This is a genomic window from Haemophilus parainfluenzae, from assembly GCF_003252725.1.
Lineage (GTDB): Bacteria > Pseudomonadota > Gammaproteobacteria > Enterobacterales > Pasteurellaceae > Haemophilus_D > Haemophilus_D parainfluenzae_L.
Window position 1 is genome coordinate 96,518 of sequence record NZ_QEPO01000004.1, and the last position, 20,394, is coordinate 116,911.

Sequence of the window (20,394 nt, forward strand, 5' to 3'; positions counted from 1 at the left end):
AATTTTTAATCTCTAAACAGAGTTATTTTCTCTGTTTAGAGAGTCTCCAGATAAATTTATAAATATTTTTTGTATTACGTATAACAGGTAAGAAGTATATTTTAAAACTAGCTCAGTTAAAATAAATTATCACTTTATTTTTTATAATTAAAAATTATATATTGTTATTTTATTGCACTTTAAGGGGTATAAATTATGAGTGCTAAAAGTAATAAAATTGGAGTGGTTAAAATTACCATTCTTACCATGGTTAATATGATGGGTTCCAGTATCATTATGTTACCGAGCAAATTAGCCGAAATTGGGACTGTTTCCATTGTTTCTTGGCTCGTAACCGCAGTTGGTTCAACAGCCTTAGCTTATGCATTCGCACAATGCGGTATGTTTAGTAGAAAATACCGGTGGTATGGGCGGCTATGCTGAATACTCTTTCGGTAAAGCTGGTAACTTCATGGCAAACTATACTTATGGTGTGTCGTTAGTTATTGTGAATACTGCGATTGCGATTTCTGCTGTAAGTTATGGTTCTGAGTTCCTCGGTGCAACCCTTTCTCCACTTTCTATCGCATTATGGACAATCTTCACTCTTTGGCTTGCTACTATTCTTAACTTCGGTGGCGCAAGAATTACGGGTAACATCAGTTCATTCACTATTTGAGGTGTAATTATTCCTGTGGTAGGTATTTCAATCATTGGTATGGTAACCATTACTGCGTTACAAACATTACTATCATTAATGACAATCAGCCCATCATTAAATAAACAATTCAATGTGTTGGTGGACCTCGCGGTAGTAACAAACGTTATTCCATACTTGCTCTCAATGGCAGCACTTGCTGTGTTATTGAAAGCAGAGAATGTTGCGTCACAAAAATATAAAACAACCGTCTTTGTTGCCTTTATTGGTTCACTCTATAGTATCTATGCGCTTTATGCAGCAGGTGAACAAGCGATGTTATATGGTTCAATTGTGACCTTTATCGGTTGGACATTGTATGGTTTTGTTTCTTACAAATTTGACCTTAAAAAATCACAAGCTTAATTAAAAAAGAAAAGCCTACATTTTCATGTAGGCCTTTCGAGTTGCAATAAGCTTAAAGTATAAAAGCGCAGTTGAAAATTTAATTGTTTTCAACCGTTCTTTTTATTTAGGACAATACTCTCAACAAAACAGGCTGAAATTCTGTTTGTTGATCAAGTTTTCGGGTGTAACGTTTAACCATCACAAAGGAAAGTGCGGTCAAAATAAAGATTAAAATCGCACGGATGAGCTCATTTTCACTGATATAGCTAGAAAGTAATGTTGCAACTAATAGAGTGAAAAGTGGCGCGATATACATTAATAGTACGGAGAGAAGCATGGATTTTTCTTTTAGACCGATTTCTACCATTTGACCTGCACGGAGTGGTGTGATGGTTTCTAGCGTGAAAATATGCTCGCCTCGCTTTCCGTTAAGTTCAGAAAGGGAAGCTGTTCCACAGGCTTCTCTAGCCGAACAAGCTCCACAGGCGCTTTGTGATTGACATTTTACTTTAGCAAGGCCTGTTTCCGCATCATAGCTCATCACAACGGCACTTTCTTTTAGCATTGTGCTTCTCCCATATAAATATCAAAGCGGTGATTTTTGGTTTCACGACTGACATGGGGCGCTTTTTGCGCTAAAAATTCCGCATAATCAGGACGTTTTACCACTACGCGTTTACGGGCTAATTGTAACGCAGGTGTCAAGAGCTCATCAGCATCCAAGTCCGCACCAACCAAATGCTGGAATACGCGCATTTCTTTTTTAACTAGGGCGGATTTTTGCTTATGTGGATACATTGGATCCAAATACACCACATCGGCACTCTCGGTTTGTGGATTGAGTTCGGCAATATGATGAACATCTAGTAAACGCATATTTTGTTGCATCATTTCGCCTATTTCTGCATCCTGATAGGCACGGTTGAGCCCATCCTGTAAAAGCAAATATACCACTGGATGGCGTTCTACTAAGCGCACTTGGCAACCGATAGAAGCTAAAACAAAAGCATCTCGACCAAGTCCTGCTGTGGCATCAATCACGCTCGGCAATTCTGCGCCCTTAATGCCTACAGCTTTGGCAATAGCTTCGCCACGTCCACCGCCAAATTTACGACGATGGGCCATTGCACCGGCTACGAAATCCACAAATACATCGCCAAATTTCGGCTCGTCTAGTTTACGCAGGGCAAGATGGGTTTCAGTTTGCACCAATGCAAGCGGACTTTCAGTACAATGCTCGATACTAAAAGGGGAACAAAGTGCGGTCAATTCTGACAATGTTCCCTCTTCAGCAAGCAGTTGAATTTTTATTTTCTCACCAGCCATACGCCGCTTTCCATATGATCCGTGTAAGGGAATTGGTCAAACAGTGCCGCTTTTTCAATGCGGTGTGTTTGGCTTAGGGTCTGTAAGTTCTCGCAAAGGGTATGAGGATTACAGGAAATATACAAAATACGATCGTAATTCTGCACCAGTTTTACCGTGTCAGGATCAAGCCCTGCTCGTGGTGGATCAACAAAAATCGTATTGCATTGATAGGTTTTTAAATCAATACCTTTTAAGCGATTAAACTCACGTACGCCATTCATTGCTTGGGTAAACTCTTCTGCGGACATACGGATAATTTGCAGATTATTTATCTTATTTTCCGCAATATTAAATTGTGCGGCAGCAACGGATGGCTTAGCGATTTCGGTAGCAAGAACTTTGCGGAAGTTTTGTGCAAGGGCGATAGAGAAATTGCCGTTACCGCAGTACAGCTCTAATAAATCCCCTTGAGAACCTTGAGTGCAATCAATCGCCCATTCCAACATCTTGCAATTTACAGCTGCATTAGGCTGGGTAAAGCTGTTTTCCACTTGGCGATAAACATAATTACGCCCTTTCACCGGTAATACTTCATCGACAAAATCCTGCGCTAAACAGATTTTTTGTTTACTCGCACGACCAATCAGCTGCACATCAAAACTAAGTTGTTGTAATTCTTCTTTTAAGCGTGTAGCAGCGCTTTGCCATTCTTCTGTGAGTTGCTTGTGGTAAAGCAGGCTTACAATAATCTTATTGCTGAGCGTGCTCAAATAATCAATTTGGAACAGTTTTTTATGTAATACTTCCTGCATTTTTAACAATGGCAGTAAGGTTTTCATCATGCGATTGATCAGTTCGCTGGCAATTGGGAATTCATCCACTCGATAACGCTGCAAAGTGCTTTGATCAAACATGATGTGATAAAAATCGCCTTTATCATGCCAAATACGAAATTCTGCACGCATCCGATAATGGCTGGTCGGCGAATCAAACACGGCTATTTCTGGGGCGTTAAAGGGCTGCAAAAGTGCGGTCAGCTTTTCGGTCTTTTTTTGCAGGAGTTCGGTATATTGGGAAATGGGTAGTTGCATTGATGTTTACGTTTGAATGATAAATATCCCACAGCCCTTGGCAAGCATGGGGATTGGTAAAAAAACAAAAGGCAAGCTTCTGCCTGCCTTTTAAAATGTATTATTCGCCAGAATAATCTTCGCCGCCAGAAGCCGCTTCGCTCACATCACCTGATAAGGTGTAAACACGTTTTGTTGTGTTAATGCGAGTACGATATTTATTCCACGTTTTTTCGAAGAAAGTTTCCGGTGCACGTTCACCACGGCAAAAAGCAACAAATTCTTTTTCTTCTTTTGTCGTTGGCTTGCGCTCGCCTGAATCTAATGCTTTAAACGCTTGGCCATATTGCTCCAATACTTGGGATTCTTTGATTGTATAATCACCGTGACGGGAAAATCCGCGTGGGTAGTTTTTGTCGTCAAAAAAACGACGAGTAACACTGAAACTAGCAGCCATAATATCATCTCTCTTCTTTATATTTAAAAACGGCAGGCATTAAACCAATTTTTTTTTATTTTTGCAATAAACCTTTCACGGTTTCTACGTAATCTTTGACGAAATCATCGTAATTTAAGCCTTCAGGGTTCACACGATATTTGCCATTTACATAAAAATCAGGTACACCACGTACTTGAAACTGTTCCGCTGCATTTACTTGTTTATTCACTAAACCGTTTACAGCAAAGCTGTTGATGTTGTTATCAAATTGTTCAGCTGTAACCCCGTTATCAATGAAGATTTTGCGAATATCATCCATTGAGCTTAATTTATCTTGCTGTGCGGCTTCAAATAAAGGCGCTTTCACTTTGCTTTCTGCACCAAGAGCCATCGCTAATGCCCATGCACGAGTGAGGTTTTCAGATTGACGACCTAAGAAGTTAACATGATATTGTTTAAATTCAGTGCCTTGTGGCAAGCCTTCTGCAACTTGTTTTGGAATGTGGTATTCCATTTCAAAGGCATAGCAATGTGGGCAGTAGAATGAGAAAAATTCAATCACTTCTGGTTGTGCGGAAGCTGTTTGACTCACTTGAACGTATTGTTTGCCTTCTTCTAGGTTGGCTGCGAATGCATTAAATGAAAATAAAGCACCGAGTAAAAATAAAACTTTTTTCATTTGTTTTCCTTATTTAATAATTCCACGCGCTTTTAACAAGGCGGTTTTAAAATCTTCTTCATAATCTTTTTTGATGCCAGGAATTGGCTCAAGTTTATCTGTGCCGTGCATTTTTAAATGATAAATAATCACTTCATCAGATAATTCTGCTACGGGTTTATCAAAACCTGCTTCATCAGCAATTTTTTGCAGAATTTGTAGCAAGCTCAGATCTGGGTCTTTAGACCAATAAGGTTGTAAAAGTTCCAATACTTCATTTAAACGCTTACATTTCATTGCTATTTCCTTTTAAATGGAGAAAAATAAGGCTAGATCATACTTCAAATAAGGCAATAAGAAAATATGAAATACACAATAAGTGCGGTTATTTTAGCGGGTGGAAAAGCACGGAGGATGAATGGTGCGGATAAAGGCTTGCAGCTTTTACAAAATAAACCATTAATTAGCCATGTGATTGATCGCTTACAACCTCAAGTGGTTGATATTTCGATTAATGCTAATCGTCACCATGCGGAATATGCACAATGGGGTTTTCCCGTATTTTCAGATGAATTGCCTGATTTTCAGGGGCCGTTGAGCGGTATGTTAACAGCACTCGAAAAAGCTAAAACGGATTTTGTACTTTTTGTGCCTTGTGATAGCCCGTATTTTCCACAAAACTTATTAGAAAAACTAAAAAGTGCGGTTAAAAATGACTGCGCTTTAATGGCTTATGCAAAAGATAAAGAGCGTGAACACCCGACATTTTGTTTGATGTCCGTTCAGCTTAAAGAGACGTTACGCGCTTATTTAAACGAAGGCGAACGTCGTTTATTACAATTTATGAACAAAAATGGCGCGGTTGCTGTCCAATTTGACGAACAAGAAGGACGATTTGTAAATTTTAATACCTTAGAAGATTTACAATAAATTATTTGTTTAACCTTGAATTTTGCAAAAAATTCTCCATTATTGCAGTGTTTACTTTCTATTTTATTGAGGAACTTTATTATGATGCGAATCCTTTTATTTTTAGCCACTAACTTTGCTGTGATGCTTGTGTTAGGGATTATTTTAAATGTGACCGGTATTGCAGGAAATAGTACAGGTGGCATTTTAATTATGGCAATGCTTTTCGGTTTTGCCGGATCATTGATTTCGTTATTTTTATCAAAAACCATGGCATTGCGCTCTGTGGGCGCGGAAGTGATTACTGAACCGAGTAATCAAGCTGAGCGTTGGTTAGTGGAAACTGTACGTCGTCAAGCACAGCAAGCAGGCATCCCAATGCCAGATGTGGCGATCTACCATTCTAATGATGCGAATGCTTTTGCTACGGGGGCAACGAAAAACAATTCTTTAGTGGCGATTAGTACAGGCTTATTAAACTCCATGACGGAAGAAGAAGCAGAAGCGGTACTGGCTCATGAGGTATCACACATTGCGAACGGTGATATGGTGACCATGACTTTATTACAGGGCGTATTGAATACCTTCGTGATTTTCTTATCTCGTGTAATTGCCAATGTGGTGGCAAGTTCTCGTAATGGCGATGAAGAAAGCCGCAGCTCAGGCATTTATTTCTTAGTCTCAATGGTGCTAGAAATCTTGTTTGGTATTTTAGCTAGCATTATCGCGATGTGGTTCTCACGCTATCGCGAATATCGCGCAGATGCAGGTTCTGCACAGCTTGTGGGTAAAGAAAAAATGATTGCGGCATTGCAACGTTTACAACAAATTCATGAGCCGCAAGAGATGGAAGGTTCACTTAATGCCTTTATGATTAACGGCAAACGTAGCGAACTCTTTATGAGCCATCCTCCACTTGAAAAACGTATCGAAGCATTACGTAGTTTATAAAAGATAAAAAAATAAAGGGCTAAATGTAATATTTAGCCCTTTTATTTGTAGATTATTTAATATCCGCTAAGACTTTAGTGAGTAACTCCCAGTACGTTTGTACTGTTGAAATTTGGACTTTTTCATCAGGCGAATGCGCATTGCGAATAGTTGGCCCCACAGAAATCATCTCAATATTCGGATAATGTTCTTTCAACAAGCCACATTCAAGCCCTGCATGAATCACTTTAATCTCAGGCTCTTTGCCAAGCACTTCTGCATAATGTTTTTTCATTAATGTCAAAATTGCCGTGTCATTTACTGGTTTCCAACCAGGGTAAGAACCTGAAAATTCAACTGTTGCACCAGTGAGTTCAGCGAGTGAGGTTAAGGTTTCTTCTACATACTCTTTACCACTTTCAATAAGCGAGCGAATAAGAATGGTACCTTTGATTTTATCTTCAAGGGGTTTTAATACACCAATGCTCAACGAGCTTTCCACCACGTTTTTGATGACATCACTGTTGCGGATCACGCCATTTGGTAAGACGTTCAGCAAATTAATCACTTTTTTGGTGGTTTCAAGCGTGAAGGTTTGTTGTGGATTTTCAACTTGCTCAGCGGTTAAGGTTAAGTTTGGCTCAGCGATAGCAAGCTCTTCTTTCAATAAAACTTCAAAATTTTTGACTGCACTTTTTACGCTTTCTACATCATGATTGAAACAAATAGTTGCGGCGGCTTCACGTGGAATCGCATTACGAATTGAGCCACCACGAATTTCTGCAAGGGCAAAGTGCGGTTGATTTTGTGAAAGTTTTGCTAATAAACGCGCCAATACTTTAATTGCATTCGCACGTGTGGTGTGAATATCACAACCAGAGTGACCGCCTCGCAAACCTTTTAAGTTAATTTGTAAGGTGTGGCTGAATGGATTGTTTTCACGGTGAACAGGTAGCTCAACATTCGCATTTACCCCACCAGCACAACCAATATAGATTTCACCGATTTCTTCGGTATCGGTATTAATTAGGATTTCTGATTTTAACCAGTTGCGGCGAAGGTGTACGGCACCATCCATGCCGGTTTCTTCAGTCATGGTGAGTAACACTTCAAGTGGTGGATGTGCAATATCGGTACTTTCCAATACCGCTAAGGTTGAGGCTAAACCAATACCGTTATCCGCGCCAAGTGTCGTACCTTGTGCTTTTACCCAATCACCGTCGATATAAGGGCGAATCGGGTCTTGGGTAAAATTATGAGGATTGCCTTCATTGGCTTGTGGCACCATATCTAAATGTGCTTGTAAGACAACGGGTTGGCTGTTTTCCATTCCTACTGTGGCTGGTTTACGGATTAATACATTACCGGCTTCATCACGCTCAGCAAAAAATTGTTTTTCTTTCGCCCAGTTAACAATAAAGGTCGCGAGTGCATCTTCGTGATGAGATGGATGTGGAATCGCACAAATTTGATCAAACCATTTCCAAAGTAATTGCGGTTGTAATGTGATAATTTCTGACATAATGAACTCCTTTTTTCATTAAAATTTTTGCGGAAATCATAGCATAAAACGCCATTTCAGGTTAAAATTCCGCAATTTTTTTATTTAGCGACAAAGTTTAAGGTATTTGTTATGAGCGAAAAATATGTTGTGACTTGGGATATGTTCCAAATGCATGCCCGCAAATTAGCGGAACGTTTACTTCCTGCCACTCAGTGGAAAGGTATCATTGCAGTAAGCCGTGGTGGTTTATTCCCAGCAGCGGTACTTGCTCGCGAATTAAATATTCGTTTCGTAGAAACTGTGTGTATTGCCAGTTATGATCACGATGAACAAGGTGCATTAAAAGTATTACACCGCGCAGATGGTGATGGTGAAGGAATGATCGTGGTAGACGATTTGGTAGATACCGGCAATACCGCTCGTGCAATTCGTGAAATGTATCCAAAAGCAAAATTCGTCACGGTATTCGCAAAACCTGCAGGTGCTGAGTTAGTGGATGATTACGTGATTGATATTCCACAAAACACTTGGATTGAACAACCTTGGGATTTAGGTTTAACTTTCGTGCCACCATTGGCAAGAAAATAATAAAACCTGAATATAAAATTTCGTTACGCCGGTGCTTTCATAGTTCCGGCGTAATAATTATGACCAATTTATTTTGATTATGAATAATATCGACGCACAAAAAGCGCTAGAGCGATCTTACGTTTCTTCACTTGAAAATAAAGAATATGATGAAGCAGTCAAGCTGGCTGAAACGCTTTGCTTGCTTGATCCCAATAATCCCGAATACCCTCATAAAATTGCTTATGTTTATTTGCAACAATTAAAATGGGAAGAGGCGATTGAAGCAGAATTAAAAACATTAAAATTAGATGCACAATATATTCCGGCTTTAGATTTATTGGCACATGCTTATGGTGCCGTAGACAATTGGGAGCGTTCAGGCTTTTATGGCAGTTTAGCTCTTGAGTTGAAAGATAAAGCTATTCCCGTTCCGACACAGGAAATGCTCCCAGCTCCTGCACCTAAAAATGGTAAACGAATTATTGCATTTTCTTTATTTGGTAATAACTCTAAATATATTGAACCGGCTGTATTAAATACACAGGTTTCTCCGATGTTATTCCCTGGTTGGGTATGCCGTTTTTATGTAGATGATTCAGTTTCTACTGGAGCAATTCAGCGATTAAAAAATAATGGTGCAGAAGTGGTTTATGTTACTTCACCAGTGAATAAATGGCCTGGTGCAATGTGGCGTTTTCTCGCCATTAATGATCCTGAAGCTGAGTATGTGATCTTCCGTGATGCTGACTCCGTGGTTTCTCACCGAGAGAGTGAAGCCGTGGCTGAATGGATTGAAAATGGTCGCTCATTCCATACGATGCGTGATTCAGGTTCTCATACCGCACTTATTTTAGCGGGGATGTGGGGCGCTAAAGCTGGCGCTGTGCCTGATATGGAAGTAAGAATTCAACGTTTTGTTGATAAGGGTTACGACTCTCGTCATTTTGCCGATCAGGATTTCCTTGCTGAAGAGTTGTGGGGCTATATTCGCCAAGATGTATTCGCTCATGATAGAGTATTTAATTTCTGTGATGCAAAACCTTTCCCTGGAGAGTTTTATCCTAATTACCAAATTGCGCATTGCGAAGGAGCAAGCGTTTTTGATGCGAAAACCTCTTTTGAAGAAGGGTGCAAAGTCAGATGGACGTTATACTCAAAAATATCGCCTATGGTGAATGTTGATTATTCCTTTATTCGTGTGCCTGAATTTAAAGTTTGCAGCTATGAAACTACAGTAGAGAATGGTCGATTTGAAGCGTCAATACCAAGACGTTATGGATTCGCTTTTAAAGAAGGCTTAGCTAGAATAGATATTAAAAAAGCCTAAGTTATCTGTTTTAACTATCAAAATAAGGATTATTGATGTCAACTCAACCGCGTTTTGTACACCTTCGTACACACACCGATTTTTCAATGATTGATGGTATCGTAAAAGTGAAACCATTGGTCAAAGCGTGTGCAGCAAATAATATGGTCGCATTGGCATTAACCGATTTTACTAATTTTTGTGGCGTGGTGCGTTTTTATGGTGAAACCCTTTCTTCGGGGATTAAACCGATTATTGGTGCCGATGTTCATGTTAAAAGCGAGTTATGCGGTGAGGAATTATTTACGCTTACTTTACTTGCTAAGAACAATGAAGGCTATAAAAACATCACCTTATTGCTTTCAAAAGCCTATCAACGCGGCTATGTGGACTTGCCTTATATCGACCAGGAATGGTTGATTGAACACCGTGAGGGTGTAATTGTTTTATCGGGTGGCACACAAGGCGATATTGCAAAAAAACTCCTTAAAGAAAATAGCTCTGAGGCGGAAAGTGCGGTCAGTTTTTATCAAGAATTTTTTCCTGACCATTTCTACCTTTCTCTTTCCCGAACGGGTCGTCCTGATGAAGAACGTTATATTCAAGCTGCATTAAAACTTGCTGAAGCACATGATTTACCGCTTGTGGCGACCAATGATGTGGTTTTTCTTGAGCCTGATGATTTTGAGGCGCACGAAATTCGTGTCGCTATTCATGATGGCTATACCCTTGACGATCCGAAACGTCCAAAACGTTATACCGAGCAACAATATTTCCGCTCAGAAGAAGAGATGTGCGACTTATTTGCGGACATTCCTTCTGCACTTGAAAATACGGTATTAATAGCGCAACGCTGTAATGTGACTTTGCGTTTGGGGCAATATTTCCTCCCTCAATTTCCAACTGGCGAGCTGAGCACGGAAGATTATTTGGTGATGAAATCCAAAGAAGGCTTGGAAGAGCGTTTGGCATTTTTATTCCCCGATGAAAAAGTACGGGCAGAAAGACGACCGGAATATGATGAGCGTCTTCAAGTCGAACTCGATGTGATCAACCAAATGGGCTTTCCAGGTTACTTCTTAATCGTCATGGAGTTTATTCAGTGGTCAAAGGACAATGATATTCCGGTAGGGCCTGGGCGTGGTTCTGGTGCGGGTTCATTGGTCGCTTATGCACTAAAAATTACTGATTTGGACCCCCTTGAATTCGATCTTCTTTTTGAGCGTTTCCTCAATCCAGAGCGTGTTTCCATGCCCGATTTCGACGTGGATTTCTGTATGGATGGACGGGATCGTGTTATCGATCATGTGGCAGAAACCTATGGTCGTGGTGCGGTATCACAAATTATTACCTTCGGTACCATGGCAGCCAAAGCGGTAATTCGAGATGTGGGGCGTGTATTAGGCTATCCTTATGGCTTTGTGGATCGTATTTCGAAAATGATTCCACCTGACCCAGGCATGACTTTAGCCAAGGCTTTTGAGGCTGAACCACAGTTACAAGTGGCATATGATTCAGATGAAGAAGTCAAGGCCCTAATTGATATGGCGCGTAAGCTAGAGGGTGTCACGAGAAATGCGGGTAAACACGCAGGTGGTGTGGTGATTTCGCCTTCTTTGATTACAGACTTTGCACCACTTTATTGCGACAACGAGGGACTTCATCCTGTTACCCACTTCGATAAAAATGATGTGGAATATGCCGGTTTAGTGAAGTTTGACTTCTTAGGTTTGCGTACACTCACCATTATCAAATGGGCACTAGATATGATTAATGCCCGCCTTACTCGTGAAGGCAAACCGTTAGTCGATATTGCCGCTATTCCATTAGATGATCCTGAATCTTTTGAGTTGCTGAAGCGATCTGAAACGACTGCCGTATTCCAGTTGGAGTCGCGCGGGATGAAAGATTTGATTAAACGCCTGCAGCCAGACTGTTTTGAAGATATTATCGCGTTGGTGGCACTATTCCGACCAGGTCCATTACAATCGGGCATGGTGGATAACTTTATTGACCGTAAACATGGTCGTGAAGAAGTGTCTTATCCTGACGCAAACTATCAACATGAAAGCCTTAAACCGATTTTAGAGCCAACTTACGGTATTATTTTGTATCAAGAGCAAGTCATGCAAATTGCTCAGGTGTTAGCAGGTTATACTCTTGGTGGTGCGGACTTATTACGTCGTGCGATGGGTAAGAAAAAACCGGAAGAAATGGCGAAACAGCGCTCTGTGTTTAAAGAAGGTGCTGAGAAAAATGGTGTTGATGGCGAGCTTTCCATGAAGATTTTCGACTTAGTGGAAAAATTTGCCGGCTATGGTTTCAATAAATCGCACTCTGCTGCTTACGCATTGGTATCTTACCAAACCCTTTGGCTGAAAACCCATTTCCCTGCTGAGTTTATGGCCTCGGTAATGACCTCGGAAATGGATAATACGGATAAAATTGTTGGCTTGTACGATGAATGTTTACGTATGGGCTTAAAAGTTACCCCACCGGATATCAATGTAGGGAAACATCATTTTAGTGTGAATGAAAATGGTGAGATTGTTTACGGTATCGGCGCCATTAAAGGTGTGGGGGAAGGTCCGATTGATGCATTGATTACCGCTCGTAATGAAGGTGGCATTTTCAGAGATTTATTTGATTTATGTGCTCGCGTTGATTTGAAGAAAATTAATCGTCGTACCTTTGAAAGTCTGATTATGTCGGGTGCGTTTGATAAGTTAGGGCCACATCGTGCGGCGTTATCTAAGAATCTAGAAGATGCACTCAAGGCCTCTGATCAGCATGCAAAAGATGAGGCCATGGGGCAAACCGATATGTTCGGTGTGCTAACAGAAACACACGAAGAAGTGGAAAATGCTTACGCTCATACGCCACCTTACACAGAAAAACAAATTTTAGATGGTGAACGTGAAACCCTTGGTTTGTATTTAAGCAGCCATCCGGTAAGTCGTTATTTAAAAGAGCTTTCTCATTACAGTTCTACTCGATTAAAAGATCTTACTCCGAATCGCCGTGGGCAAATTAGCACAGCAGCTGGTTTGTTAGTCTCAACTCGTTTTGCAACAACGAAAAAAGGCAATCGGATTGGTATCGCAACCATTGATGACCGTTCTGGACGTTTGGATTTAACCCTATTTGGAGAAAGTTTAGACCAATTTGGTGAAAAACTGCAAAAAGATACGGTTGTGGTGGTATCTGGCCAGGTAAGTTTTGACGATTTTTCAGGCGGATTAAAAATGTCTGTACGGGATTTGATGACTTTAGATGAGGCGCGTTCCCGTTATGCGAAATCTTTGGCCATTAGCTTGTCCGAGGAGCAGATTAGCCCAAGTTTTATTAAGAAACTGAAAGAAATGTTAGAACCTGTTAGTGGCGGCACTTTACCAATTAACGTATATTATCAAAGTGCAAAAGGCCGTGCGTTATTGCGTTTAGGGATTCAATGGTCGATTACACCAACGGATGAGATTCTAACAGAATTGGTGAATTTGCTCGGTGAAAATGCGGTAGAGCTAGAATTCGGTTAATATTCCAGTAAGAGTGCGGTCAAAAAAATCAGTGTTTTTTAACCGCACTTTAGGCGATATAAACAAAGCGAGAGATAAAATGGAAAAAATCATTATTGATGCAGACAGATTTTTACGCACCATTTCACGTATTTCCCATGAAATTATTGAAAAGCACCAAGATTTCAATAATGTGATTTTAGTTGGGGTAAAACGTCGTGGAGCAGAAATTGCAGAATTGATTCAACGTCGCATTGAAGAATTGAATGGTGTAAGTCTTCCAATGATGGAATTGGATATCACGTTTTACCGTGATGACTTAGAGTATGTTGAACCTGAAAATCCAACTCCTGTGTATAGTGGTGCCTCCAGTTATATGAATATTCAGGGTAAAGAAGTCATTTTAATCGATGATGTACTATTCACTGGAAGAACCATTCGTGCTGCAATGGATGCGTTAACGGATTTTGGTCGAGCAGCTAAAATTGAATTGGTGATTTTAGTGGATCGCGGACATCGTGAATTGCCGATTCGGGCAGACTATGTAGGTAAAAATGTGCCGACTTCCCGTGATGAACAAGTTCAGGTGCGTACATTAAAATATGATGGTTGTTATGAAGTGGCATTATTGCCTAAATAACGATCAGCCTATTGTGAACCTTTGATAAAATTGATAATCTAACGAGCATTATCCTATTATTTTTTAAGACAACTAAAATGAAAAAATCAATGTTAAAATCTCTTTTATTTGCCATGATCGGTCTGTTTACTTTTTCTCAAGTACAAGCAGAAGAACGCGTTGTGGCGACCGTAAATGGTACACCAATTTTACAAAGCCAAGTGAATGCTGTGATGGGTAAAAAAGGTAGCCAACGTGCAGCATTAGATAAGATTATTGATGATATGCTGACAGAGAAAGCGATCAAAGAATCAGGTGTAAAAGTAAACCAAGCGGAAGTAAACCGTATCGTAGAAGATATTGCAGCGAAAAACGGTTTAACTTATGGTCAATTCTTAGATGCGCTCGATTATCAAGGCATTTCCTTAAATGCATTTAAGCAACAAATTTCTCGCCAAATGTTAATGGCGGGTGTGCGTAACCATGCTATTCAAAATAGCGTAGATGTGACTCGCGAGCAAGTGGATGCATTGGGTAAACAAATGCTTGATGAAGCAAAAGCAAAAGGCACGGCGCAAAAAGTGATGGGCAAAGAGTATGAAGTTCGTCATATTTTATTAAAATTAAACCCATTGCTGAATGATGCGCAAGCAAAAGCAGAATTAGAGCGTATTCGTAGTGAGATTATTTCTGGCAAAATGACATTTGCTGATGCCGCATTAAAATATTCTAAAGATTATTTATCAGGCGCGAATGGCGGTAGCTTAGGTTATGCCTTCCCAGAAGCTTATGTGGGCCCATTTGCAAAAATGGTTGAAACAACCCCACAAGGTACCATTTCTGCACCGTTTAAATCTGAATTTGGTTGGCATATTCTCGAAGTAACTGGCAGTCGTGATGGCGATAAAACAGAAGATGCCTATCGTCAAAAAGCTTATGAACAAATTGTTAATAGCCAATTACAAGATGCAACCAAAGACTGGGTGAAAGCATTACGTAAAAATGCTGATATTCAATATTTCGATAAATAACAGAAACCGTTAGAATAAGGGGGCATTTTGCCCCTTTTGTCGTTTTTATAAAATGAGTGACGCATGAAAAAATTTTTTGTCTTTTTACTGATTCTTCTGCTTATTCTTAGCGGTGTTGGTTTTTTGGGTTATCAAAAACTAACGGAGTTTGTTCATACGCCGGTGAATGTCACGCAAGATCAATTGCTGACAATTGAGCGAGGAACCACAGGCAGTAAACTTGCCGCTTTATTAGAGCAAGAAAAAATTCTTGAACATGCCGATTTATTACCTTGGTTATTGAAATTACAACCGCAACTCAACAAAGTGAAAGCGGGGACTTATTCTTTAACGGGCGTGAAAACGTTACAAGATTTATTGGATATGCTCAATTCCGGCAAGGAAGCGCAATTTAGCGTGAAGTTTATTGAAGGGAAAACGTTCAAGGAATGGCGTAAAAACCTTGAAAGCGCACCGCACTTAAAACAAACCTTGCAAGGTAAAAGTGATAAAGAAATTATGGCGTTATTAGATATTCCAGCCGTTGCAAAAGCCGTTTACGAATGGAATAACATGGATGGGTGGTTGTATCCAGATACCTATAATTATACGCCAAATTCGACTGATCTTGAATTATTAAAACGTTCAACGACTCGTCTACAAAAAGCCTTGGATAAAGCATGGAGTGAACGCGATGAAAATCTCCCATTAGCGGATCCGTATCAAATGTTGATTTTGGCTTCTATTGTGGAGAAAGAAACGGGTATTGCGGCGGAGCGCCCACAAGTGGCTTCCGTATTTATTAATCGCTTAAGAGCCAATATGAAACTACAAACTGACCCAACCGTGATTTATGGAATGGGTGAGAGTTATACCGGTAATATTCGTAAGAAAGATTTGGAAACGATAACCCCGTACAATACCTATATGATTGAGGGGCTACCACCAACCCCAATTGCGATGGTGAGTGAAAGTGCTTTGCAGGCCGTGGCGCATCCAGCAAAAACAGATTTTTATTATTTTGTTGCCGATGGAAGTGGTGGTCATAAATTTACTCGTAATCTGAACGAGCATAATAAAGCAGTGCAAGAATATTTACATTGGTATCGTAACCAACAAAAAGGAGCCCACTAATGCAAGGCAAATTTATCGTGATTGAAGGGCTAGAAGGTGCAGGTAAAAGTACCGCCATGCAAACGGTGGTGGATACATTAAAATCCCTTGGTGTAAATGATATCGTGTTTACTCGTGAGCCAGGCGGTACACCGTTAGCAGAGAAATTACGCCATTTAATCAAACATGAAACAGAAGAGCCAGTTACGGATAAAGCCGAATTATTGATGCTTTATGCGGCACGAATTCAATTGGTAGAAAATGTGATTAAGCCAGCATTGGCAGAAGGTAAAATTGTGCTAGGTGATCGACATGATATGTCTTCACAGGCCTATCAAGGCGGTGGGCGTCAGTTTGACCAAACGCTTATGGCGAATTTAAAAAATATGGTATTAGGCGATTTTGAGCCTGATTTTGTACTGTATTTAGACATTGATCCTGCAGAAGGGCTTGCTCGTGCTAGAGGTCGTGGTGAATTAGACCGCATTGAACAACAAGGACTCGATTTCTTCCATCGTACCCGCCAACGTTATTTGGAATTGGTGCAGAACAACCCGAAAACCGCCATTATTAATGCGGGTCAGCCTTTGGAACAAGTACAAGCAGACATACAAAGTGCGGTCAAAAATTGGTGGGTTTCACAAGCAAAATGAGCGAACTTTATCCTTGGTTAGTGCCTACTTATCACAAAATTAGCCAAACTTTTAGCGAAGGTTTGGGGCATCATGCATTATTGATTAAAGCTGATCAAGGTCTCGGTGCTGAAGGTTTGTTTGAGGCTTTAACAAAACGCATTATGTGTCAAACGCCAGATAATGTACCTTGTGGCCATTGTCATGCTTGCCATTTAATGGCAGCGCACAGTCACCCTGATTTTCATGTTTTAGCCTCTCAAGAAGGCAAAGATATTGGTGTTGATCAGGTAAGGGCAATTAATGAGGTTGTCAGCCAACACGCGCAACAAAACGGCAATAAATTAGTATATATTCAAGATGCAGAACGTCTTACGGAAGCGGCAGCTAATGCATTGCTCAAAACCTTGGAAGAGCCACGTCCGAACACGTATTTCTTATTGCAAACAGAACCTTCCTCTTCGTTGTTAGCGACTATTTACAGCCGTTGCCAAGTGTGGAATGTGCCTTTGCCAACGGAAGCAGAAGCCTTAACTTGGCTTTCTTCTCAATTTCAGGCAGAAACATCCGAATTATTGACCGCACTTGCGATGAATTTGGGTCGTCCACTGTTAGCATTGGAAACACTTCAACAAGGATTAATTGAACAACGGAAGAATTTCCTACGTCAATTTTGGCTGTTTTATCGTCGTCGTTCGCCTTTGGAAATTTTGCCTTTCTTTGAAAAAGAACGCACCGTACAGCAAGTAGATTGGATCTTAGCGTTTTTAAGCGATGCCATTAAATACAAACTCGAAATACAAAGTGGCTGGCAAACACTTGATCTTAAAACAGGTGTAACTCAATTTGCAGACGAGCAAACAGCGCTTGGGTTATTAACCGCAAATAAAATTATGCAAAAAGTACGCTCGGATTTACTCACTATCAACGGCGTTAACACAGAATTAATGTTATTAGATGGTTTGACGAAGTTAATTACCGACGTATTTAAGGACATAAATAAATTATGTTTATCGTAGATTCCCATTGCCATTTAGATGCATTGGATTATGAAAATTTACACAAAGATATTGCTGATGTTGTGGCCAAAGCCCAAGCACGAGATGTGAAGCATTTATTGGCGATTGGCGTAACATTAAGCCGTTTTGAAAAAGCTTACCCTGAGTTAGCAAAATTTCCGAATGTGTCTTTGGCTTGCGGTGTACATCCACTAGATCTTGAAGAAGAACCTTACGATGCCGATCGTTTATTACGTTTATCCCAAGATAAAAAAGTGATCGCAATTGGCGAAATTGGTTTGGATTATTATTACAGTGCAGATAATAAGGCATTGCAGCAAACGGTTTTTGCGGATCAAATCAGAATTGCTAATGAAGTGGATAAACCCGTGATTATTCATACGCGTTCAGCGCCAGAAGATACTATTGCCATGTTGCGTGAACATCATGCTGAAAAGTGCGGTGGATTAATTCATTGTTTTACGGAAACCTTAGATTTTGCGAAAAAGGCACTTGATTTAGGGTTTTATATTTCTTGTTCGGGTATTATTACCTTTAAAAATGCGGAAAGTATTCGCGAGGCAATTCGTTATGTACCGGCAGATCGTTTGTTAGTTGAAACGGATTCGCCTTACTTAGCGCCCGTGCCTTATCGTGGCAAAGAGAACCAACCTGCCTATACGCGAGAGGTGTGTGAATATGTGGCTGCGTTAAAAGGGCTTTCAATGGAAGAATTTGCGCAAATTAGTACACAAAACTTCGAGCGTTTATTTAAAATTAATGTACAATAAATCATCGATTTAAATGAGAGAGTTTTATGCGTAAGTTTTTTAAATACTTTTTATTTTTAGTGGTCTTTGTTTTTCACGGCTTTATGTTTGCCGTGGTGGACTACGTTTTCCCACACTATGATGTAACGCGAGTAACCGGTGTGGAAGTGAAACGTGTGGATAAAGATGGTCCGATTACAAAATCGAATCCGGCTGATGGTCCAACGCGCGATGTGTATTTTATCAATACACAAAATGATGATGGCAAAATCATGGTGTATCGTAATGAAGATACCCGTTGGGGTTTCCCGTTCTACTTTAAATTTGGTTCAGCGAACTTACAGGCCCAAGTGCAAGCTTTAGGTAATGAAAACAAATTAGTACAAATCAAGTATTACGGTTGGCGGATGACTATGTTCGATGAATATCGTAATGCGGTTTCGGTGAAAGAAATCAGCGATGATATCACACCAAGTCATCCAATTTTATCTTGGGTATTCTATGCATTCCTATTAGTTACCCTTTTCCTTTCAGTACAATTTGTACGCGGCTGGTTCGACAGCGAAAATTAGCGTTTCTCAAATGGGGCGTCATAGAACGCCCTAACAATTTAATAATAACATTTCTAACCTAAAAACCAGCGGTAATTAACCGCACTTTAAAACCAATAAAGAGAACATTATGAGTTTATCTGCAGCGATTTTAATTTTAATCGTATTAATTATTATCAGTGCAATCTTATCATCAGCCGAGATTTCTCTCGCTGGTGCAAGACGCATTAAATTACAAACATTGGCTAGTGAAGGCAATATAACAGCTGAGAAAATCTTGAAATTACAAGAGCAACCAGGCCGCTTTATTACTGTTGTACAAATTGGACTTAATATGGTTGCTGTATTAGGAGGGGTGATTGGTGAAGCAACTCTTAGACTTTACTTGCAGAATTTTTTGCATGAATACACTAAGGCAGAATGGGTAGAATCGGCTTCTTCTTGGATTTCCTTTTTCATTGTCACCACGACATTTATTTTATTTGCCGATTTAATGCCGAAACGTCTTGCGTTAATTAATCCAGAAGGTGTGGCACTTAGAACTGTTGGCATTATGCAGGCCTTTATTTTCTTCTTAAAACCGATTGTATGGTTTTTTGATGGTATTTCTAATGCTTTATTTCGTTTAATGGGAATATCGACTAAACGTGAAGATAACATGACGCCAGAAGACATTGTGGCTATCGTAGAAGCGGGAGCTGAAGCGGGTGTGCTAAAAACACAAGAGCATTATTTGATTGAAAACATTTTTGAGATGCAAGAGCGCACCGTGTCTTCAACCATGACGACCCGTGAAAACATCGTATTTTTAGACCGCACTTTTACTCGTCAGGAAGTGTTGAATACCTTATCGGCAGACTCTCATTCTAAATTAGTGATCTGTGATAATGGTTTGGATAAGATTTTAGGTTATGTGGAATCACATACCTTATTAACACTCTATCTTCAACAAGAAGTGGTAGATTTAACGGATAGCCGTTTATTACGTAAAGCGTTATTTATCCCGGATACGCTGTCGCTATACGAAGTATTGGAATTATTTAAATCTACAGGTGAAGACTTTGCGATTATCGTCAATGAATATGCGCTTGTAATGGGCTTAATTACCTTGAACGATGTGATGAGTATTGTGATGGGAGAATTGGTTTCTAATGAAGAAGAGCAAATCGTCAGCCGTGATGAAAACTCTTGGTTGATTGATGGGGCAACGCCGCTTGAAGATGTGATGCGCGTTTTGGATATTGAATCTTTCCCTGATTCAGAAAATTACGAGACTATTAGTGGCTTTATGATGTATATGTTACGCAAAATCCCGAAAAAAACCGATTTTGTCGTATACGATAAATATAAATTTGAAGTCATTGATACCGAAAACTTCAAAATTGATCAAATTTTAGTTTCGATTGTCAAAGACAGCGGAGTGAGCAAAGAATCAGCGTAGTGCTAGGCGTTTCCTTGCTTAACTCCC

The 20,394-nt window shown here is 40.0% G+C and carries 20 protein-coding genes and 1 pseudogene; 14 read left to right on the plus strand and 7 right to left on the minus strand.

From position 1 onward, the window contains the following. Nucleotides 1-195 precede the first annotated feature (195 nt). Nucleotides 196-1,042 (plus strand): annotated as a pseudogene (locus DPV85_RS06320) (amino acid permease). Nucleotides 1,043-1,148: 106 nt separating this feature from the next. Here the strand turns inward: DPV85_RS06320 and DPV85_RS06325 are convergent. From DPV85_RS06325 to DPV85_RS06350, 6 genes are all read right to left on the minus strand, one after another. Continuing rightward, entirely contained in the window at nucleotides 1,149-1,589 is a 441-nt protein-coding gene (locus tag DPV85_RS06325; protein WP_165816485.1) for a SoxR reducing system RseC family protein, read from the minus strand. Beyond that, nucleotides 1,583-2,350 carry a class I SAM-dependent methyltransferase gene (locus DPV85_RS06330; protein WP_111327443.1) on the minus strand — a complete coding sequence of 256 codons (768 nt, stop codon included), beginning with the start codon at nucleotides 2,348-2,350 and terminating at the stop codon, nucleotides 1,583-1,585. The genes DPV85_RS06325 and DPV85_RS06330 overlap by 7 nt, the downstream gene beginning before the upstream one ends. Continuing rightward, complete coding sequence (gene trmA, locus DPV85_RS06335; protein ID WP_111327444.1) at nucleotides 2,332-3,423, minus strand: tRNA (uridine(54)-C5)-methyltransferase TrmA; 1,092 nt, start codon at nucleotides 3,421-3,423, stop codon at nucleotides 2,332-2,334. Before trmA ends, DPV85_RS06330 begins: the two co-directional genes overlap by 19 nt. A 100-nt stretch (nucleotides 3,424-3,523) precedes the next feature. After that, nucleotides 3,524-3,859: a MaoP family protein gene (locus DPV85_RS06340; protein WP_049364310.1), complete on the minus strand. Its 336-nt coding sequence runs from the start codon at nucleotides 3,857-3,859 to the stop codon at nucleotides 3,524-3,526. Between the two features lie 55 nt (nucleotides 3,860-3,914). Continuing rightward, on the minus strand, nucleotides 3,915-4,520 hold the full coding sequence (dsbA, locus tag DPV85_RS06345; protein WP_049364231.1) for a thiol:disulfide interchange protein DsbA: 606 nt from the start codon (nucleotides 4,518-4,520) through the stop codon (nucleotides 3,915-3,917). Nucleotides 4,521-4,529: 9 nt separating this feature from the next. Continuing rightward, nucleotides 4,530-4,796: a YihD family protein gene (locus tag DPV85_RS06350; RefSeq protein WP_005694923.1), complete on the minus strand. Its 267-nt coding sequence runs from the start codon at nucleotides 4,794-4,796 to the stop codon at nucleotides 4,530-4,532. A 66-nt stretch (nucleotides 4,797-4,862) separates the two neighbouring features. Here DPV85_RS06350 and mobA point away from each other — a divergent pair, with 66 nt between their 5' ends. Together mobA and htpX are read left to right on the plus strand one after the other, a co-directional pair. Continuing rightward, entirely contained in the window at nucleotides 4,863-5,429 is a 567-nt protein-coding gene (gene mobA, locus DPV85_RS06355) for a molybdenum cofactor guanylyltransferase MobA (protein ID WP_111327445.1), read from the plus strand. Between the two features lie 78 nt (nucleotides 5,430-5,507). After that, nucleotides 5,508-6,359, plus strand: a complete 852-nt coding sequence (htpX, locus tag DPV85_RS06360) for a protease HtpX (RefSeq protein WP_197560098.1) — start codon at nucleotides 5,508-5,510, stop codon at nucleotides 6,357-6,359. Between the two features lie 52 nt (nucleotides 6,360-6,411). On the opposite strand, the gene DPV85_RS06365 is transcribed toward htpX, so the two are convergent. Further along, nucleotides 6,412-7,860 carry an aminoacyl-histidine dipeptidase gene (locus DPV85_RS06365; RefSeq protein ID WP_049373755.1) on the minus strand — a complete coding sequence of 483 codons (1,449 nt, stop codon included), beginning with the start codon at nucleotides 7,858-7,860 and terminating at the stop codon, nucleotides 6,412-6,414. Nucleotides 7,861-7,971: 111 nt separating this feature from the next. On the opposite strand from DPV85_RS06365, the gene gpt reads away from it, so the two are divergent. From gpt to paeA, 11 genes are all read left to right on the plus strand, one after another. After that, nucleotides 7,972-8,430 (plus strand): xanthine phosphoribosyltransferase, encoded by a 459-nt coding sequence (gpt, locus tag DPV85_RS06370; RefSeq protein ID WP_049364228.1) that lies wholly within the window; start codon nucleotides 7,972-7,974, stop codon nucleotides 8,428-8,430. Nucleotides 8,431-8,509: 79 nt separating this feature from the next. Continuing rightward, entirely contained in the window at nucleotides 8,510-9,739 is a 1,230-nt protein-coding gene (locus tag DPV85_RS06375) for a phosphoribosyltransferase (protein WP_049373754.1), read from the plus strand. Between the two features lie 35 nt (nucleotides 9,740-9,774). Next, the gene (dnaE, locus tag DPV85_RS06380) at nucleotides 9,775-13,254 is read left to right on the plus strand and encodes a DNA polymerase III subunit alpha (RefSeq protein WP_049373753.1); all 3,480 of its coding nucleotides are present in this window, start codon (nucleotides 9,775-9,777) and stop codon (nucleotides 13,252-13,254) included. A gap of 79 nt (nucleotides 13,255-13,333) precedes the next feature. Further along, complete coding sequence (gene pyrR / locus DPV85_RS06385; protein ID WP_041918208.1) at nucleotides 13,334-13,873, plus strand: bifunctional pyr operon transcriptional regulator/uracil phosphoribosyltransferase PyrR; 540 nt, start codon at nucleotides 13,334-13,336, stop codon at nucleotides 13,871-13,873. Between the two features lie 77 nt (nucleotides 13,874-13,950). Further along, nucleotides 13,951-14,883 carry a peptidylprolyl isomerase gene (locus DPV85_RS06390; RefSeq protein WP_049373752.1) on the plus strand — a complete coding sequence of 311 codons (933 nt, stop codon included), beginning with the start codon at nucleotides 13,951-13,953 and terminating at the stop codon, nucleotides 14,881-14,883. A 63-nt stretch (nucleotides 14,884-14,946) separates the two neighbouring features. Beyond that, on the plus strand, nucleotides 14,947-15,996 hold the full coding sequence (mltG, locus tag DPV85_RS06395) for an endolytic transglycosylase MltG (RefSeq protein ID WP_049373751.1): 1,050 nt from the start codon (nucleotides 14,947-14,949) through the stop codon (nucleotides 15,994-15,996). Further along, nucleotides 15,996-16,628, plus strand: coding sequence for a dTMP kinase (gene tmk / locus DPV85_RS06400; RefSeq protein WP_049373750.1), 633 nt, complete (start codon nucleotides 15,996-15,998; stop codon nucleotides 16,626-16,628). The genes mltG and tmk overlap by 1 nt, the downstream gene beginning before the upstream one ends. After that, on the plus strand, nucleotides 16,625-17,626 hold the full coding sequence (locus DPV85_RS06405) for a DNA polymerase III subunit delta' (protein ID WP_111327447.1): 1,002 nt from the start codon (nucleotides 16,625-16,627) through the stop codon (nucleotides 17,624-17,626). Before tmk ends, DPV85_RS06405 begins: the two co-directional genes overlap by 4 nt. After that, complete coding sequence (locus DPV85_RS06410) at nucleotides 17,614-18,396, plus strand: YchF/TatD family DNA exonuclease (RefSeq protein ID WP_111327448.1); 783 nt, start codon at nucleotides 17,614-17,616, stop codon at nucleotides 18,394-18,396. Before DPV85_RS06405 ends, DPV85_RS06410 begins: the two co-directional genes overlap by 13 nt. A 26-nt stretch (nucleotides 18,397-18,422) precedes the next feature. Continuing rightward, a complete protein-coding gene (locus tag DPV85_RS06415; RefSeq protein ID WP_111327449.1) occupies nucleotides 18,423-18,947 on the plus strand; it encodes a DUF1523 family protein in 525 nt (174 codons plus the stop codon). A gap of 109 nt (nucleotides 18,948-19,056) precedes the next feature. Further along, complete coding sequence (gene paeA, locus DPV85_RS06420; protein WP_111327450.1) at nucleotides 19,057-20,367, plus strand: polyamine export protein PaeA; 1,311 nt, start codon at nucleotides 19,057-19,059, stop codon at nucleotides 20,365-20,367. The last annotated feature ends 27 nt before the right edge of the window (nucleotides 20,368-20,394 follow it).

Bases quoted from the DNA above. Each gene is read 5' to 3' on its own strand.
- DPV85_RS06325 (WP_165816485.1), bottom strand. From the start codon at position 1,589: ATGCTAAAAGAAAGTGCCGTTGTGATGAGCTATGATGCGGAAACAGGC.
- DPV85_RS06330 (WP_111327443.1), bottom strand. From the start codon at position 2,350: ATGGCTGGTGAGAAAATAAAAATTCAACTGCTTGCTGAAGAGGGAACA.
- trmA (WP_111327444.1), bottom strand. From the start codon at position 3,423: ATGCAACTACCCATTTCCCAATATACCGAACTCCTGCAAAAAAAGACC.
- DPV85_RS06340 (WP_049364310.1), bottom strand. From the start codon at position 3,859: ATGGCTGCTAGTTTCAGTGTTACTCGTCGTTTTTTTGACGACAAAAAC.
- dsbA (WP_049364231.1), bottom strand. From the start codon at position 4,520: ATGAAAAAAGTTTTATTTTTACTCGGTGCTTTATTTTCATTTAATGCA.
- DPV85_RS06350 (WP_005694923.1), bottom strand. From the start codon at position 4,796: ATGAAATGTAAGCGTTTAAATGAAGTATTGGAACTTTTACAACCTTAT.
- mobA (WP_111327445.1), top strand. From the start codon at position 4,863: ATGAAATACACAATAAGTGCGGTTATTTTAGCGGGTGGAAAAGCACGG.
- DPV85_RS06365 (WP_049373755.1), bottom strand. From the start codon at position 7,860: ATGTCAGAAATTATCACATTACAACCGCAATTACTTTGGAAATGGTTT.
- gpt (WP_049364228.1), top strand. From the start codon at position 7,972: ATGAGCGAAAAATATGTTGTGACTTGGGATATGTTCCAAATGCATGCC.
- DPV85_RS06375 (WP_049373754.1), top strand. From the start codon at position 8,510: ATGAATAATATCGACGCACAAAAAGCGCTAGAGCGATCTTACGTTTCT.
- dnaE (WP_049373753.1), top strand. From the start codon at position 9,775: ATGTCAACTCAACCGCGTTTTGTACACCTTCGTACACACACCGATTTT.
- pyrR (WP_041918208.1), top strand. From the start codon at position 13,334: ATGGAAAAAATCATTATTGATGCAGACAGATTTTTACGCACCATTTCA.
- DPV85_RS06390 (WP_049373752.1), top strand. From the start codon at position 13,951: ATGAAAAAATCAATGTTAAAATCTCTTTTATTTGCCATGATCGGTCTG.
- mltG (WP_049373751.1), top strand. From the start codon at position 14,947: ATGAAAAAATTTTTTGTCTTTTTACTGATTCTTCTGCTTATTCTTAGC.
- tmk (WP_049373750.1), top strand. From the start codon at position 15,996: ATGCAAGGCAAATTTATCGTGATTGAAGGGCTAGAAGGTGCAGGTAAA.
- DPV85_RS06405 (WP_111327447.1), top strand. From the start codon at position 16,625: ATGAGCGAACTTTATCCTTGGTTAGTGCCTACTTATCACAAAATTAGC.
- DPV85_RS06410 (WP_111327448.1), top strand. From the start codon at position 17,614: ATGTTTATCGTAGATTCCCATTGCCATTTAGATGCATTGGATTATGAA.
- DPV85_RS06415 (WP_111327449.1), top strand. From the start codon at position 18,423: ATGCGTAAGTTTTTTAAATACTTTTTATTTTTAGTGGTCTTTGTTTTT.
- paeA (WP_111327450.1), top strand. From the start codon at position 19,057: ATGAGTTTATCTGCAGCGATTTTAATTTTAATCGTATTAATTATTATC.